Origin of the sequence: Gordonia namibiensis NBRC 108229, from assembly GCF_000298235.1 — a bacterium.
In the GTDB taxonomy this organism is placed as follows: Bacteria; Actinomycetota; Actinomycetes; order Mycobacteriales; family Mycobacteriaceae; genus Gordonia; species Gordonia namibiensis.
Genome location: NZ_BAHE01000008.1, coordinates 108,994 through 124,553, shown reverse-complemented (window position 1 = coordinate 124,553; position 15,560 = coordinate 108,994). Strand labels below are relative to the sequence as shown.

Below are 15,560 nucleotides of genomic sequence, written 5' to 3'. Positions count from 1 at the left end.
CCTCAAGCCCCGGGCGATTCACACGACCAGGATCCACACGACCACGAGGCGCACGAGGCTTGCTCTTCCAGCCGACGCAGCGCCACGACCGATAGGACACCACCAGTGCGTTTCACACGGCCGTCGAGGTTGCGTCCGACCACCTCTCGCCCGCACCGGACCCGGCGCAACCGCCTGTTCCTCAGCGCCTCGGCCCTCGTCGCCGCAGCCGGCCTCGCACTTCCGGCCGTCGCCGGCGCTGCGCCCGCTCCCAAGGTCGACCAGCGCGTGCTGGACTCGCTCGGCGCGTTCGCCCCGGCGATCATCGGCTCGGTGGCCACTCCCGGCCCCGACGGCAAGGTCAATGCCCAGCTGCTCCAGCAGGCCGAGGCATTCGCCAACACGCCGGGAATGCCTGCCGAGGTCTCCAAGGTCTGGCGCTCGGTCGCCGACTTCCTCGGTGAGCCCGGACGCAAGGCCGCAGCCCGCCAGCTGGCCGCAGAGGCCAAGCCCGGCGATCCGGAGATCCCGAAGGGCCCCAAGGCCCCGAAGATCCAGGAGTTCCTGTACCCGACCTTCGGTCTCGGCTGCATTCCCGGCGGCGGTTCGCTGGGCCGCGCCCTGGTCACCGCAGGCCCGCAGGAAGCACCGGCGCCCGGCCCCAAGCGCGGCGAGGGCGGGTATGTCTACACCGCGCTGGGCACCGGCCCCGCCATCGACAACAAGGCCAAGCCGCTGATCGTGAGCTGGCTCAACGTCGACACCGGCCGCACCGGCACCACCACGCTGAAGCGGAACCCGAAGATCAACGTCAAGGACGGCCCCGGCACCTTCACCGGCATCGCCCGGACCGGCAAGGGTCGCGTCATCTCCGCGATCCACGGCAACGTGACCACCAAGACCAAGGGGCAGGTCGTGTCCTGCACGATCGTCCCGGTGATCGGCCTCGCCGTCATCTGACCTCCGGTCGACTTCCTCCAACGACACCCCGGCATATCGCCGGGGTGTCGTTGTTTTCGGGACCGTTGTCCACGTTCGCCACCCATCACGTCGCGTTATCCCTTCGAAGCGGCTGTGGCGCCGGCCTCAGTGTCCCAGGGAGCAAAACACCAGGTCGTCGGGAATGTCGGTATCTCGCCGATCGCGCGAATGTCACAGGTCGGACTCGCGACTTGCCGCACTCGTCCCACACATGGTCTCTTTTAACTCAAGTCCCATCTGTCATACCCGCCACACGTGGCGGGGTGTTCGGCTGTTTGAAGGAGTGCCATGTCCATCACGTCTCGGTTCACACGTCCCCTGATCGGTCGGCGCGGAATCCGGCGCTGCGGCGTGGGCTTGGTGGGCGTGGCGATGGCCGCAGCCGCGGTCACCTCGACCGCCCCGGCCTCGGCCGCGCCGTCGCTCCCGCTTCTCCCCCCGAACATGCTGAGCGCCTACTCGATCCCGTTCGACGCCGAACTGGCCGGCGCGGTCCGTCTGCTGAAGTCGGCAGGCGTCGACCAGATGGCCCTCAAAGCCGCTCAGGCGGTCATGGGCAGCTCAGGACAGCTGTCGGTCCAGGACGTCGTCGGACGCGCCGGTGCGCTGCCCTTCGACGCGTCACAGCCCAAGCCGGCCGCGGCGACTCCTCAGCCGGTGGCTTCCACCGATCCGCTGGCGCTGCTGAAGAGCCTGGGCATCCAGACGTTGACCCCGTCCGTCGCCCCCTTCTGCACCACCCCCACCCCGGACAACCCGCTCGGGCTGGTCACCGCGGGCGCCGGCGCGGTCGCGGGCCCGTGGCCACTGAAGACCGATCCGATCGCCGAGCTCAAGCCGCTCCTCGACATGCTCCCGATCGCCGGCATCCCGGACAAGATGAACGTGGTCGAGAACGGCGAGACCGCCTACGCATTCGTGCCGGCCTCGACGAACGCCGGCAAGGGCGGCACCATGCAGGTCGCGTGGTTCAACACCAGCACACTGCAGGGCGGCTTCGCCGACCTCGAGCCGCTCAAGAACGGCGCCACCCTGACCGCCCTGCCCCTGCTCTCGGGTGTACGCCTTGCCCCGGTGAAGACCGGTAAGGGCACCATCCTGTCCGCCGTCTTCGGCACCGCGCAGAACGGCTCCCAGAACTGCTGGTTCCTCCCGGCCGTCGGCATCGTCGACGCCTGATCCCCGATCAACGGCGGGACTCCCTCTCGCCGTTGACCTTCCACCCGTCACACCGAACGAATAGACGACACATGAATACGCACGGCATCTCTTCAACCCGTCGGAGTGCCTCCATCGCCCGCACGGTCGCGGTCGCCGCAGCCCTCACCATGGGCCTGACCTCGTTCGGCCTCGTCGCCGAGGCCGCCGCGGAACCCACCACGACCACCCCGTCGACCAGCACCCCCTCGCTCGGCTCCACCACCGACGCCACGGATGAGGACACGGGCGCGCCCGCCGACGACAACGCGGGCACGATCGACGCCCGTGGTCCCGGCCAGGCGCCGGGTGCCGTCTACGCCAACCGTGACCTGCCCCGTGGCCGAATGGTGGCCGGTTCCGCCTCCGGCAACGACTTCACCTACTGGAGCACCGGCGCCGACGGCAAGGCACATCTGTCGTCGGGCGTGCTGATGGTCCCGGCCGGCCGGGCACCCGCCGGCGGCTGGCCGGTCGTCGCCTGGGCCCATGGCTCGCGCGGCATCGCCGACAAGTGCGCCCCGTCGGAGCGTCCGACCAAGGACGACACCACCGAACTGAGCCGATGGCTCGGCCGCGGTTACGCCGTCGTCTCCACCGATTACGCGGGCGTCGGGACGCCGGGAACCCCGCAGTACTACGACCTCGAGGCCACCGCCCGCAACATCGTCGACGCGGTGAGTGCCGCCCGCGACGTCACCGACAACCTGTCCCGCTCGTGGGCCGTCGTCGGCGAGGGACAGGGTGCCGCGGCCGCGATCACGCTGGCCCGCCTGGCGCCGAAGCTGCAGCCGCGCAACTCGCTGGACTTCAAGGGTGCGGCGGCGACGTCGATCCCCGCCGAATTCGGTGCGCTCCTCGCCAATCTCGGACCGTCGTCGGCGAGCATCCCGTCCGGTCTCGCCGCCGACGCGCTGTACACCCTCAGCGCGATCCGCAACGTGAACCCGAAGCTCGACGTCGACTCGCTGCTCACCGACACCGGTAAGAAGTGGATGGCCAAGGCCGCCAACGAATGCATCACCGAGTTCCGTAAGAACGTCGACGGTCTCGCCATCGGCTCCCTGTTCGCGAAGCCGGTGTCGGGCAACACGGAGCTGACCAACCTGCTCACCGAGGCCACCGACCTGCCGAGCCGTGGCTTCGTCAAGCCGGTGCTCATGACCCAGTCGCTCCAGGACACGTCGGTCGTCGTGCCGCTGTCGCTGAAGTACCTGAACGAGGCGCGTGCCGACCGCAAGGTCCAGGCCCGCACCTACCTCACCCTCGACGCTGCGCAGTCGGCGAAGTTGTCCGACAACGACATCCGCGCCTTCATCGCCAAAATCCTGAAGTGAGTCGGTGATGGGTCGCCGCCTGCCCGACCGTCGCCTGTCCGGGCAACGGGCCTTCGACCTCGCCTACGCGGCGACGACGGCGGCGGCCACCGTCGCCGGTGCTCTCGGGCACCGGCGGGCGGCGGGCCTCACCAAGCCGCTGCCGATGCTGTTGCTGGTGGCACAGGCGGCGGCCGGGGCGCGGGAGCGCGACGCCCTCGACAACGCCGGATTGGCGGGAGCGCTGGCGTTCTCGATGGCCGGCGACCGACTGATGCTGCTCGAGGAGTTCGAGACCGAGCCGGTCGCCAAGGACCGCTACCTGCGTCTCGGTGCGACGCTGTTCGCCGGCGCCCAGTTGAGCTACACGGCGACGATGTGGCGTGCGGGTGCCCGGCCCTCGGCGAAACAGCTGCTCCCCCGCGTCGGGGTGCTCGCCGAGTCGGCCGCGGTGCTGGCCCGTCACCGGCCGGCACTGCTGCCCGTCCTGGGCACCTACGGCAACACCCTGGCGACGATGTCGGCGACCGCGAGCGCCATGTCTGCCCCGCAGCCGCGGTTGCGGATCGGCGGGCTGACGTTCCTGCTGTCGGACCTGGCGATCATCAACCGCCGTCACCTCGTCACCGACCCGCGACTACGGATGGCCGGCGAGGCGTGGGTGCTCGCCAGCTACTTCGCCGCGCAGTACCTGCTCGTCGGCGGACTCAGCGAACGCCTGCGTCGACGCTGATCGTCTCTGTCAAGCTGTCGCCCGCCCGCTGCACGACGAGTACTGCGGATTGACCATCGGGACGAATGCCAGGGCGCCGAGCTTCTGCTTGATCGTGAAGACAACCGGACCACGACCCGGATGGATGTCGATCTGCCACTTGACGGTGAATCCGCGCCCCGGCACGAAGACGGTGCCGGTGCGCCCGGTTCGCAGGTTTCGCCACGACACCGTGACGTCGTAGGTGTATTCCAGCGCAACGGGTTTCGCGCGATCGGTGCCGATGAGCGCGATCGCCGGTCCGGGCAGGCCATCCGCCGGGAACCGGATGTCGTTGAACACGTCGACGCGGATCTTCACCGGACCGGCCGGCCATGGATTGGCCGAGGTGCAGTTCAGCGTCGTGACGTAGTTCGGTTCGGTGTAGTCGGGGATCGCACTCGCACTCCCCGGCCCGACGACGCCGACGAGCGCCGCCACCAGCCCGACGATCACCGCACCGATGCCCGCCCGGAACGCTGCCCGTGATCCTGCTCGCCCCGTCATGCTCTCCCCGCTGATCATGGGGGCAGTCTAGAGCGGCGCGCGTACCGCGTCTGCCAGAATCGATCCCATGCCGAAGATCCAGATCGCCCAGGAACCCGCGGCCGACGAACTGCTCTCGACCGATTCGTTCGCCCTGCTCGTCGGGATGTTGCTGGATCAACAGTTCCCGATGGAACGTGCCTTCGCCGGACCGGCCAAGATCCGCGACCGCTTCGGCACGATGGACCCGGTCGAGATCGCCGACGCCGACCCCGAGGCCTTCGCGGACCTGTGCTCCACTCCCCCGGCCATCCACCGCTACGGTCGCTCGATGGCGGGACGTGTGCAGGCGCTCGCGAAGGTCGTCGCCGAGGAGTACGGCGGGGACGCCTCCCGCATCTGGACCGAGGCGAGCAGCGGCGCCGACCTGATGAAGCGCCTTCGCGATCTGCCCGGCTTCGGTGAGCAGAAGGCGAAGATCTTCGTCGCCCTCGTCGCCAAGCAGCTCGACGTGAAGCCGTCCGGCTGGACCAAGGTCGCAGGTGACTACAGCAAGCAGGGATACCGCTCGGTCGCCGACGTCGTCGACCCCGATTCGCTGCAGAAGGTCCGCGACTTCAAGAAGGCGGCCAAGGCGGCAGCGAAGGCCGCGAAGGAGTAGCGGTCCGATGTTGGTCACCTGACCACTAATCACCCGACGTTGACCCACGATCAGAAGCCGGTGGCCTAGTGTCGAGAACCATGGAGTCTCTTCCCGAACGAAGCGCGCCCACCGGGGCCGACCCGGCACGCTCGCTCATCGAGATGCCGTTCCGGCTGGGATTCGCGGTGGCGGGGGTTGTGCTGGATGCGGCCGAATCAGCGGTGACCATCGCGCGGATCACCGCCGGCAGCGTCCAGAACGAATTGACCCATGCGGTGGGCCTCGACGACGACAGCGTGAACGTCGCGCGCACCCCGATGGCGCTGCTCAGCCAGTTGTCGGAGCTGCTCGGCCCGGACCGGCCGTTCGGACGCATCCTCGCGACCGATGGACCGTTGGAACGACTTCTCAACCCAGGCGGCGTCATCGACCGCCTTACCGCACCCGACGGCCCGTTGGAGAAACTCACCGCCAAGGGCGGACTCCTGGACCAGATGGCCGACGAACGCGGCATCCTGATGCGTCTGACCGCAAAGGACGGTCCGCTCGACCGCCTGACTCGCCCCGGTGGTGTCGTCGACCAGTTCACCGAGAACGAGGGCATCCTCGAACGCCTCACCTCCGAGGGTGGCATCGTCGACAAGCTCACCGCACCCGACGGCATGTTGGAGAAAGTCACCGAGCCCGGCGGCATCCTGGACCGGTTCGCTGCCGAGGCCGGCCTCCTGGACCAGCTGGTCGGCGAAGGCGGTGCGATCGAGCGCGCCATCGCACCCGGCGGCCCGCTGGACCGGATCACCGAGCTGACCGAGGTGATCGGTCAGCTCGCACCGAATCTGATCGCCATGCAGGACACGGTGCACGAGCTCGCCGAGACAGTGGACCTCCTGAACCAGACGGTGGCTCCCCTCGGCGGTCTCGCCGAGCGTCTGCCCAAGCGGCTCACCCGCGGCCCCAAGGGTTCCGGCGGCAACGGCAACGGTGACGCCGCCCCGGCGGACACCAACGGGTACCCGAAGGGCTGACCTCAGCTGACCGGGTCGCCTCGTAGGCATTCTCGCGCAACCATTTCCTTACCGCTTGGCGGGTAGCGCCCGCGCGAAGGAATCCCAATCGCGGGAAGGAAACGGTTACGCGAGAGCCGCTCGCAACAACTCCACATACCGGTCGACGTCGGGCATGATCTCCGGGCTGGTGGTCACCGACACCGCGACCCGGTCGCCGATGCCGTGCACCCCGTGGGTGAGCCCCTGAACCGGCGACAGCGCGGGAAAGCCGGTGGTGAACAGGATCTCGCCGCCGTCGAGGTCGAAGTCGGCAGCACCGCGGTCCACCGAGGACACCACGGTGACACCGGTGACCGTCTCCGGCCGGGTGTCGAGGTCGAAGGCCCGGATGCCCCACCGCGTGAGAATCGCCGGGGTCACCTCCGATACGCGTCGCTGCGCGACTCGTGCCGGGTCGGCGTCCGCGGCGCGGGCGGCGTCGATCTCACCGCGAATGAGCCGAGCCCGTTCCGCAGAGTCGTCGACTTCGACGTGCAGGTCGATCCCCACATTGCGGAAGTTGTTGCGCGCCTCTGATCTCTCTGATCGCCCGACGGTCAGCTCCACACCGAGACGTATGCAATCCTCGCCGAGGTATCGCGGTAGAGCCTGCGAGATCGCGGTCAGCACGACGACGGTGACCGGAGACCCGGCTGCGGTCAGACGCTCGCGGTCCACCACGATGACCCGCAGGAGCCTCCGCGGTCCGGGGTTGCGGTTCAGCCGTGTCAACGGATAACCCGGTGTCCCCGGATTCGCCTGTCCCCCAACTCGAGCGACCTGCATACCGCGTCGGATCGTCCTGACGAACTCACTCGGGAACCGCAGCGCGCCGAGCACGACGGTCCCGACCTCGCGAACCGGCCCTGGCACTCCGAAGGCTCCCAACCGGCGCTCATTGTCGTACGGCGCGGTGAACAGATCTCGTGCGATCTGCGATGCGCGTCGTCCGTCGCCGAGTGCGTGCGAGATCTGCAGCACGACAACAACTCCCGTGACCGACTCACCCTCGCCCGTCGGGAGATCGGTCACCGGACCGAACAGATGCAGGCGCCAGGCCGCGCGGGACGGCACCAGCTGATCGGCGACGAGTCCGCCAACGGCCTCCAGAGACGACGACCAGGTCCGCGACGTGGTGTCGACGCGGACCTGGTCGGATGTGGGTTCGGCGGAGACCCAGTACGGACGGTCGGCGGTCGCCGGGACGTCGTGGACCCGTAGACACAGGTCGTCGACGCGCCTCGCCCGCGCCAGCAGTCGCCGGGCACATTCGTCGAGTGAGATCGACGGTGCGGCAAAGCAGTACAGCAGGAACTGGTCGTTCGGGATGCGTTCGGACATCCAGTACGATGCGGCGTCCGCCGCCGCCATCCGCTGCATGCGGCCAGGGTAGCCCGCTACTTCTGGCCGGCACTCCACGCGTAGGGCAGATCGGTGCCGTTGAGGACGTGGTCACCGATGGCCTGCAGCTTGAAGATCAGCGGGTTGTGCACCGAGATCACCCGGGCGTTGCGCCAGTGGCGGTCGAGGCGCAGCCGCTCGGAGGTGATCGACGCACCGCCGACCTCGAACAGTTGGGTGGTCGCGTCGAGCACGAGCGGGATGACGGTCGCCTGTGCGCGGGCGACGTCGAATTCGACCTTGTCGAGCAGCTCCTCGTCCTGCCAGCCGGTCTCGGCGAGTCGGTCGAGCTGATCGGCGATGTCGAGGACGATCGTGCGCGCCGAATAGGCGGCGGCAGTCAGCCGGCCGATGACCTGCTGCACCAGCGGATCGTGGCGGGGCAGGTCGGCGGTCGAGTGGGTGAAGGTGCGCTTGCGTTCACGGACCCACTCGGACACGTCGTCGGTGGCGCGCTGCGCGATGCCCGCGAGCACCGACAGCTGCACGAGCTGGAGGTAGGACGTCGCGTAGGTCCGGCCGGCGGAGCCGTAGCCCGGGCCGAGGATTCGGTCATCGGACACCTGCACGCCGCTGAACTCGGTGGTGCCGCTGGCTGTCAGGCGCTGACCGAAGCCATCCCAGTCGTCGTGCTGGGTGACGCCCTGGGCGTCGGCGTCGACGAGCACCGAGACGCGCTCGCCGTCTTGGTCGGCGGCGACGAGGATGTGGTCGGAGTAGAGGCTGCCGGTGCTGTAGTACTTGGTGCCGTCCAGACGCCATGCGTCACCGTCTGCCGTCAACCGGGTCTGGTAGCGGTCGATGGCACCGACACCCGGTTCGGTGATGGCGTTGCCGACGAGCGTGCCCTCCGCGACCTTGCGGAGCCAGCGCTCGGCCTCGGGATCGGGCAGCGCGGTGAGCTGATCCTCGACGAACGACCAGTGCACGCGCAGCGCCTGCGGGAGGTTCGACTCGGCGGTCGCCAGGTCGATGAGAAGCCGGAACACCTGGCGCACCGAGGCGCCGTACCCGCCGAGCTCGACCGGGACGCGCAGGGCGCCGAACTTGGCATCGCGAAGCCACGACACCTCGTCGTGTGCGAGCCGGCGGTCGTCTTCGCGTGCCACCGCACCTTCGGCGATACGGGCGAAGATCGGGGCGAACACCTCGTCGAGCCGTTCGTCGGTGGTGCCGGCGGCCGACGTGCTCGTGGGCACGGTTGCGGTCATCAGATGGTCCTTTCGGTGCAGACTGTCGGCGGATAGTCTGGCCGTCGCCCGAGCCGAGGACCACGATTGAAACCGCGCTGAACGCAACGTTCCCAAGCCTCGGATCCGACGCCACACTGAGGACCGAACCCGCAGGTATGGGTGTATGCGGGACCACTTTGAGACGTCAGCCCCGCCTTTGTGCCATTGTGTGCGTATGCCAATCTCGATCGCTGATCTCGATCCGAACACCCCTGTTGTCGTCGGCGTCGGCCAGGCCTCCGAGCGTCTGACCGATCCCGGATACGAAGCGCTTGGTGAAGCGGACCTCGCGGCGCGGGCCGTCACCGCCGCCTTCGACGACGCCGGGGCCTCTGACCTCGCCTATTCCATCGACACCATCGCCGCGATCCGCTCGTTCGAGATCTCCAGTCCGCTGTCCTCATCGCCGCTCGGCCGGCCGGACAACATGCCCCGCGCCGTGGGTAAGCGCGTCGGCGCCGACCCCCGTCGCGCCGTGCAGGCCGTGACCGGCGGTCAGACCCCGCAGACAATGCTCACCGAACTCGCCGGCGACATCGCGGCGGGCGACTCCGATGCCGCGATCATCTTCGGCGCCGAGGTCATGTCGACGGTGCGCCATCTCCAGTCCAAGCCGGACAACGAGCGCCCGAGCTTCGCCGAGGAGGTCGGCGGACAGCTCGAGGACCGCGGTTACGGCCTCAAGGGCATCATCACCGTCGCCGAGATGCGTCACGGTCTCGCCTCGGTGATCCCGCAGTACGCGCTGCTGGAGAACGCCCGCCGCCACAACACCGGCCTGGGCCGCGAGGCATACGCCACCGCGATGGGCGAGCTGTTCGCCCCGTTCACGAAGGTCGCCGCAGCCAACCCCCATTCGGCTGCCCCGACCGAGCGCGACGCCGCCGAGCTGGTGACCCCGACCGAGGGGAACCGGATCGTCGCCGATCCGTTCACGCGCTACATCGTCGCCCGCGACCAGGTGAACCAGGCTGCCGCCGTCGTCGTCATGTCGGTTCGCGCCGCGCAGGCCGCCGGCATCGACCCGTCGAAGTGGGTCTTCCTGCACGGTCACGCCGAGACCGTCGAACGCACCTCGCTGCTTCGCTCGAACCTCGGTGCCGCGCCCGCCGCCCCGGCCGCGGTGAAGCACGCGCTCGAGGTCGCCGAGATCGGCCTCGACGACGTGTCGGTCATCGACATCTACAGTTGCTTCCCGATCGCGGTGTTCAACATCCTCGACGGGCTCGGCCTCTCCCCCGACGACCCGCGTGGTCTCACCGTCACCGGCGGCCTGCCGTTCTTCGGCGGTCCGGGCAACAACTACACGCTGCATGCGATCGCCGAGGTGGTCTCGCGCGTCCGGCAGTCCCCGGGCGACTTCGGTCTCGTCATCGCCAACGGCGGTGTGCTCAGCAAGCACGCGGCCGGCGTCTACTCGACGACCCCGGCTCCGTGGCGCGCCGATCACAGCGCCAAGATCCAGGCCCAGCTCGACGCGGCGCCCACCGTGCCCACTATCGGTGACGCCGACGGCCCCGCGATCCTCGAGACCTACACCGTCATCCCGTCGAAGAGCGGCAAGCGGACCGGCGTCGTGGTCGGCCGCCTCGTCGACGACACCGCTCCGGATCGTCTCGGCGCGCGGTTCGTCGCCAACCTCGACTCAGACGACGACGAGTTCTTCGACCTGCTGCTGAACGCGGACGACCCGACAGGCACCGAGATCGTGGTGCGTTCCTTCGACAAGGGCAACCGCGTCAAGCTGACCGAGGCCGCGATGAATGCCAAGTACCCGGCGGTCGCACCGGCTTTCCGCGACAGCTACGAGCACGTCGAGATCCGTCGCGACGGCCACCTGCTCGAGGTGACCATCAACCGGCCCGACGCGCGCAACGCACTGAACCCGGCCGCCAACGCCGAGCTGGACTCGATCTTCGACGCCTACTTCGCCGACGACGACCTGTGGGTCGCCATCCTGACCGGCGCGGGTGACAAGGCGTTCTCGGCGGGCAACGACCTCGCCGCCACGGCGAGCCCGGCCGCACTGTCCGTGCCCAAGAACGGATTCGCGGGACTCACCGCACGCGAGAGCCTGCCCAAGCCGGTCATCGCCGCGGTCAACGGCTTCGCACTCGGTGGCGGCTGCGAGATCGCGATGGCCTGCCACATCATCGTCGCCGACGAGGAGGCCTCGTTCGGCCTTCCCGAGGTGAAGGTCGGGTTGGCCGCCGCCGCAGGCGGTCTGGTCCGTCTGCCGCGGATGATCCCGCCGGCACTCGCCCGCGACATGATCCTGACCGGCCGCCGAATCTCGGCCGCCGAAGCCGCCGAAGCAGGGCTCGTCAGCCGGATCGCCCCCGCCGGAACGGTTCTCGAGACCGCCCGCAAGGTGGCCGGGGAGATCCTCGCCGCATCGCCGACCTCGGTTCGCGCCTCGATCGCGACGATGGAGCAGTCCGACGCGATCACCGACACCGTCGAGGCCGTCCGCGCGAGCACCAACGTCCTGGACTCGCTGATCATCAGCGGTGACACCCTCGAGGGCATCATGGCGTTCGTGATGAAGCGCGAACCCCAGTGGAAGGGCCGCTGACCCCGGAACGCGAGTGAGGCCGCGGGCGGCACCGCAACCGCACGAAAGCGCCGCGGAACCCCCTGAAGTGCTGAAGACTTGACTCCGGCTCACGCCGGAGCGAGCCGCCGCACCCAGGGGGTCCCGGTAGAAAGGCGCTGTCCGATGCCCGATCACGACCAGCCCGCGCACGACGAGCCCGACCGCGACAAGCCGGCCGACAGCGATCCCGGCCGCGGCGATGCCGGCCCCGTTCGAAAGGCATCCGCCCACACCCGGGACCGTGGTTCTCGGGACAGGCGTGGGCGGGACACCGTCACCCCCACCTACCGCCCTGACCCACCGGCCTGGACGCTCCCGCGCGGCACCATCGTGCTGCTCACGATCGCCGGGCTTGTGGTCGCGGTCGCCGGCATCAAGGCGGTGGCGTCGTTCGCCGCGCCGACGTTCCTCGCGTTGATGCTGACCGTCGCGGTGCAGCCGGTGCCGAGATGGTTGCGCACCAAGGGCTTTCCCGGCTGGGCGGCGTTCCTGACAACCGTCCTACTCGTCTACGGCATCCTGATCGGGCTCTTCGCATCGCTGGTGTTCTCCGTCGCACGACTCGCTTCGATCCTTCCGGAGTACGACGACAAGTTCGACGACATCATCACGAACTTCCAGGACTTCCTGACCAGCCACGGCGTCAGTCAGGACAAGGTCCACGACATGATCTCCCATGTCGACACCAGCAAGGTCGTCAACGTCGTCACCGAGTTGCTGTCGAGCACCCTCAGCGTCGCGTCGGCCCTCGTTCTCGTACTCGCCCTGTTGCTGTTCATGGCCGCCGACTCGGTCGGATTCGACGACCGGATGAACCACCTTCGAGGTATGCGGCCCGACATCGCCTCGGCCTTCGGCTCCTTCGCGCAGGGCACACGCAGCTACCTGTGGGTGTCGACGGTGTTCGGCCTCATCGTCGCCGTCTTCGACAGCATCGCCCTGGCCTTGCTGACGGTCCCGCTGCCGATCCTGTGGGGTCTGCTGTCGTTCATCACCAACTACATCCCGAACATCGGGTTCGTCATCGGCCTCGTCCCGCCCGCACTCCTCGCGCTGCTCGACGGCGGTGTCACGAAGATGCTCATCGTCATCGCGGTCTACAGCGTCATCAACGTGGTCATCCAGTCGGTGATCCAACCGAAGTTCGTGGGCGACGCGGTCGGCCTGTCGACCACACTGACGTTCCTGTCGCTGATCTTCTGGGCTTGGGCCATCGGGCCGTTGGGCGCGATCCTCGCGGTACCGCTGACGTTGCTCGCCAAGGCGCTCCTCATCGATATCGACCCTGCCACCCGCTGGGCCGACGTCCTGCTGTCCTCGTCGGGCGCCGAGCCGGAACCCGAGAACCCACCCGCCGCGAGGACGCCGGAACCACCTGCAGACGACGCATCGCGCGTCACACAGCGGCCCGAATCGTGAGCCGGGCTACGCTCCGGAGCGAACATTCGGTAGATTGCCATTCGACCCCGATCTGACCACAGCCGTTTACAGATAGGTTGCGCACCGCTCATGGACATGAACTGGTCTCCGGCCGACGCCGCGTTCCGCGACGAGGTACGGGCGTTCCTCGACGAGAAGCTGACCGACGACCTGCGCGCGGCGGGCACGCTGCGCACCTCCGTCTACTCCGACCACGAGGCCTCGATGAAATGGCAGGCCATCCTGCACGAGCGCGGCTGGGCCGCGCCGGCGTGGCCGGTGAAGTACGGCGGTTGCGACTGGTCGCAGTCCCAGCACTACATCTTCAGCCGCGAGTCGATTCTGGCCGGCGCACCGGCTCTGTCGCCGATGGGCATCCGGATGGTCTCGCACGCGATCATGGCGTTCGGCACCGAGGAACAGAAGAACTTCTTCCTCCCCGGAATCCTCGACGGCAGCGTCTTCTTCTGCCAGGGCTACTCCGAACCCGAGGCCGGTTCCGACCTCGCCTCGCTGTCCATGGCTGCGGTCGACGACGGCGATGATCTGGTGGTCACCGGTTCCAAGATCTGGACGACCCACGCCTCCGAGGCCAACTGGATCTTCTGCCTGGTGCGCACCTCGCGCCAGGAGCGCAAGCAGCAGGGCATCACCTTCCTGCTCATCGACATGAACTCCCCGGGGATCGAGGTCCAGAACCTCGTCTTCGCCTCCGGCGAGCAGGTCCAGGCGCAGGTGTTCTTCGACGGCGTGCGCGTCCCCAAGAAGAACGTGCTCGGCAAGATCGACGACGGTTGGACCGTCGCCAAGTACCTCCTCGTGTTCGAGCGAGGCGGCGGTGCGGCCGCCCCGGCGCTGCAGGTCATGGCCGAGCAGCTCGGCCGGGACGCCGCCACGGTGACCGCACCCAACGGCGGTCCGCTGTCGGAGGATCCGGCCTTCGCCGCCAAGCTCACCGACATCCAGGTACGAGCGAAGATCCTCGAGGTCCTCGAGTACCGCGCGCTCGCCGCCATGAGCTCCGGGAAGGACCCGGGTTCTATCGCCTCGATGCTGAAGATCCTGGGAACCGAACTGAGCCAGGAGATCACAACACTGTCCCTCGAGGCCGCGGGCCCGCACGGCCGCGTCTTCCAACCGCACGCGACCCGTCCCGGCGGCCCGATCTTCCAGTACACGCCGCCCACCGACGGTTACGTCAGCGGTGAGCCGTGGCAGGCCGTCGCACCGCTGCACTACTTCAACGACCGCGCCGGTTCGATCTACGCGGGCAGCAACGAAATTCAACGGAACATCCTCGCCAAAGCGGCTCTGGGTCTCTGACGGGTCACAGGAGAAAACTGATGGACTTCACACTCACCCCCGAACAGCAGCTGCTGTCGGACGGACTCAACAAGTTCCTCGACGCACGCTACGACTTGCAGGTCAGTCGCGACGCCGCGAAAGTCGGCGAGGGTTGGCAGCCCAACATCTGGAAGGCCTTCGTCGAAGATCTCGGCGTCGTCGGCGCCTGCCTACCCGAGGAGATCGGCGGATTCGGCGGCGGCGCCGAGGAATTGATGGTCGTCACCGAGGCACTCGGACACGCCCTCGTCGTCGAACCGTTCGTCGACTCGGTGGTTCTCGGTGCCGGACTGCTGCACTCCACCGGAAACGCCACCGCCCTCGAGGCAGCACAGCGCATCGCCGCGGGCGAGGCCCTCAGCGCCCTCGCCGCACTCGAGGACGGCTCGGGCGGCGTGCTGTCGCGGATCGAGACCAGCGCCGACCGCGACGGTGAAGGGTGGAAGCTCAACGGCAGCAAGGCCGTTGTCACCACAGCACCGCTGGCCGACTACCTCATCGTCAGCGCCCGCACCTCGGGCGAGCCGCACGATCCCGCAGGCGTGTCGCTGTTCCTGATCGACCTCACCGACGGCGCACCCGAGGGTCTCGAGCTCCACAAGCTCCGCACCATCGACGACCGTCAGGCCGCCGACATCACCTTCGACGACGTCCGGCTGCCCGGCGATGCACTCATCGCCGGCGACGGTGCGATCGACCTGCTCGAGAAGGCCTGGGACACCGCCACCGCGGCCGTCGTCTCCGAGGCGGTCGGACTGATGCGCAAGGTCTTCACCGACACCGTCGAATACGCCAAGCAGCGGGAGCAGTTCGGCGTCCCGATCGGCAGCTTCCAGGTGCTGCAGCACCGCATGGTCGACATGCACCTGCAGCTCGAACAGTCGGTGGCCGCCCAGTACTACGCCATCCTGTCGCTCGACGCCGAACCCGCCGAGCGGGCCGCGGCCGTCTCGGCCGCCAAGGCGACGATCAGCCGGGCCGCACGGTTCATCGGGCAGAACTCGGTGCAGCTGCACGGCGGCATGGGCATGACCGAGGAACTGGCCATCGGCCATTACTTCAAGCGCCTCACCGCGATCGAGTACGAATTCGGCACCGCCGACGCCCATCTCGCCCGGTTCGCCAAGGCGACCGCGGAGACATCAGCCCGAGTCGACGTCTGACCCGTC

At 68.4% G+C, this 15,560-nt stretch carries 13 protein-coding genes; 10 read left to right on the top strand and 3 right to left on the bottom strand.

All coding sequences use genetic code 11. The features are described 5' to 3' along the window. Window positions 1-105: 105 nt before the first annotated feature. The 4 genes from GONAM_RS04560 (at window position 106) to GONAM_RS04545 (ending at window position 4,206) form a co-directional block, all read left to right on the top strand. Complete coding sequence (locus GONAM_RS04560) at window positions 106-939, top strand: Rv1157c family protein (protein ID WP_006865604.1); 834 nt, start codon at window positions 106-108, stop codon at window positions 937-939. A gap of 309 nt (window positions 940-1,248) precedes the next feature. Then, a complete protein-coding gene (locus GONAM_RS04555; protein ID WP_040535362.1) occupies window positions 1,249-2,139 on the top strand; it encodes a hypothetical protein in 891 nt (296 codons plus the stop codon). 71 nt (window positions 2,140-2,210) lie between these two features. Further along, window positions 2,211-3,494, top strand: coding sequence for a lipase family protein (locus GONAM_RS04550; RefSeq protein ID WP_006865602.1), 1,284 nt, complete (start codon window positions 2,211-2,213; stop codon window positions 3,492-3,494). A gap of 7 nt (window positions 3,495-3,501) precedes the next feature. Further along, on the top strand, window positions 3,502-4,206 hold the full coding sequence (locus tag GONAM_RS04545) for a lysoplasmalogenase family protein (RefSeq protein ID WP_006865601.1): 705 nt from the start codon (window positions 3,502-3,504) through the stop codon (window positions 4,204-4,206). Between the two features lie 9 nt (window positions 4,207-4,215). Here the strand turns inward: GONAM_RS04545 and GONAM_RS04540 are convergent, their stop codons facing one another. Next, the gene (locus tag GONAM_RS04540) at window positions 4,216-4,749 is read right to left on the bottom strand and encodes a hypothetical protein (protein WP_439644541.1); all 534 of its coding nucleotides are present in this window, start codon (window positions 4,747-4,749) and stop codon (window positions 4,216-4,218) included. 49 nt (window positions 4,750-4,798) lie between these two features. Between GONAM_RS04540 and GONAM_RS04535 the strand changes: the two genes are divergently transcribed. Next, complete coding sequence (locus tag GONAM_RS04535; protein ID WP_006865599.1) at window positions 4,799-5,371, top strand: HhH-GPD-type base excision DNA repair protein; 573 nt, start codon at window positions 4,799-4,801, stop codon at window positions 5,369-5,371. A gap of 80 nt (window positions 5,372-5,451) precedes the next feature. Further along, a complete protein-coding gene (locus tag GONAM_RS04530) occupies window positions 5,452-6,378 on the top strand; it encodes a hypothetical protein (protein ID WP_006865598.1) in 927 nt (308 codons plus the stop codon). Between the two features lie 105 nt (window positions 6,379-6,483). Here GONAM_RS04530 and GONAM_RS04525 read toward each other — a convergent pair whose 3' ends face one another. Both GONAM_RS04525 and GONAM_RS04520 read right to left on the bottom strand, forming a co-directional pair. Beyond that, on the bottom strand, window positions 6,484-7,779 hold the full coding sequence (locus GONAM_RS04525) for a WS/DGAT domain-containing protein (protein ID WP_006865597.1): 1,296 nt from the start codon (window positions 7,777-7,779) through the stop codon (window positions 6,484-6,486). Window positions 7,780-7,796: 17 nt separating this feature from the next. Next, window positions 7,797-9,011, bottom strand: coding sequence for an acyl-CoA dehydrogenase family protein (locus GONAM_RS04520; protein WP_006865596.1), 1,215 nt, complete (start codon window positions 9,009-9,011; stop codon window positions 7,797-7,799). 196 nt (window positions 9,012-9,207) lie between these two features. Here GONAM_RS04520 and GONAM_RS04515 point away from each other — a divergent pair, with 196 nt between their 5' ends. The 4 genes from GONAM_RS04515 (at window position 9,208) to GONAM_RS04500 (ending at window position 15,554) form a co-directional block, all read left to right on the top strand. After that, entirely contained in the window at window positions 9,208-11,607 is a 2,400-nt protein-coding gene (locus tag GONAM_RS04515; RefSeq protein WP_006865595.1) for an acetyl-CoA acetyltransferase, read from the top strand. A 144-nt stretch (window positions 11,608-11,751) separates the two neighbouring features. Then, window positions 11,752-13,047 (top strand): AI-2E family transporter, encoded by a 1,296-nt coding sequence (locus tag GONAM_RS04510; RefSeq protein WP_006865594.1) that lies wholly within the window; start codon window positions 11,752-11,754, stop codon window positions 13,045-13,047. 90 nt (window positions 13,048-13,137) lie between these two features. Then, the gene (locus GONAM_RS04505) at window positions 13,138-14,370 is read left to right on the top strand and encodes an acyl-CoA dehydrogenase family protein (protein ID WP_006865593.1); all 1,233 of its coding nucleotides are present in this window, start codon (window positions 13,138-13,140) and stop codon (window positions 14,368-14,370) included. Window positions 14,371-14,390: 20 nt separating this feature from the next. Then, window positions 14,391-15,554, top strand: coding sequence for an acyl-CoA dehydrogenase family protein (locus GONAM_RS04500; RefSeq protein ID WP_006865592.1), 1,164 nt, complete (start codon window positions 14,391-14,393; stop codon window positions 15,552-15,554). Window positions 15,555-15,560 lie beyond the last annotated feature (6 nt).

Excerpts from the sequence above, each read along its gene's own strand:
- GONAM_RS04555 (WP_040535362.1), top strand. The coding sequence starts at position 1,249 with ATGTCCATCACGTCTCGGTTCACACGTCCCCTGATCGGTCGGCGCGGA.
- GONAM_RS04550 (WP_006865602.1), top strand. The coding sequence starts at position 2,211 with ATGAATACGCACGGCATCTCTTCAACCCGTCGGAGTGCCTCCATCGCC.
- GONAM_RS04545 (WP_006865601.1), top strand. The coding sequence starts at position 3,502 with ATGGGTCGCCGCCTGCCCGACCGTCGCCTGTCCGGGCAACGGGCCTTC.
- GONAM_RS04540 (WP_439644541.1), bottom strand. The coding sequence starts at position 4,749 with ATGATCAGCGGGGAGAGCATGACGGGGCGAGCAGGATCACGGGCAGCG.
- GONAM_RS04535 (WP_006865599.1), top strand. The coding sequence starts at position 4,799 with ATGCCGAAGATCCAGATCGCCCAGGAACCCGCGGCCGACGAACTGCTC.
- GONAM_RS04530 (WP_006865598.1), top strand. The coding sequence starts at position 5,452 with ATGGAGTCTCTTCCCGAACGAAGCGCGCCCACCGGGGCCGACCCGGCA.
- GONAM_RS04525 (WP_006865597.1), bottom strand. The coding sequence starts at position 7,779 with ATGCAGCGGATGGCGGCGGCGGACGCCGCATCGTACTGGATGTCCGAA.
- GONAM_RS04520 (WP_006865596.1), bottom strand. The coding sequence starts at position 9,011 with ATGACCGCAACCGTGCCCACGAGCACGTCGGCCGCCGGCACCACCGAC.
- GONAM_RS04515 (WP_006865595.1), top strand. The coding sequence starts at position 9,208 with ATGCCAATCTCGATCGCTGATCTCGATCCGAACACCCCTGTTGTCGTC.
- GONAM_RS04510 (WP_006865594.1), top strand. The coding sequence starts at position 11,752 with ATGCCCGATCACGACCAGCCCGCGCACGACGAGCCCGACCGCGACAAG.
- GONAM_RS04505 (WP_006865593.1), top strand. The coding sequence starts at position 13,138 with ATGGACATGAACTGGTCTCCGGCCGACGCCGCGTTCCGCGACGAGGTA.
- GONAM_RS04500 (WP_006865592.1), top strand. The coding sequence starts at position 14,391 with ATGGACTTCACACTCACCCCCGAACAGCAGCTGCTGTCGGACGGACTC.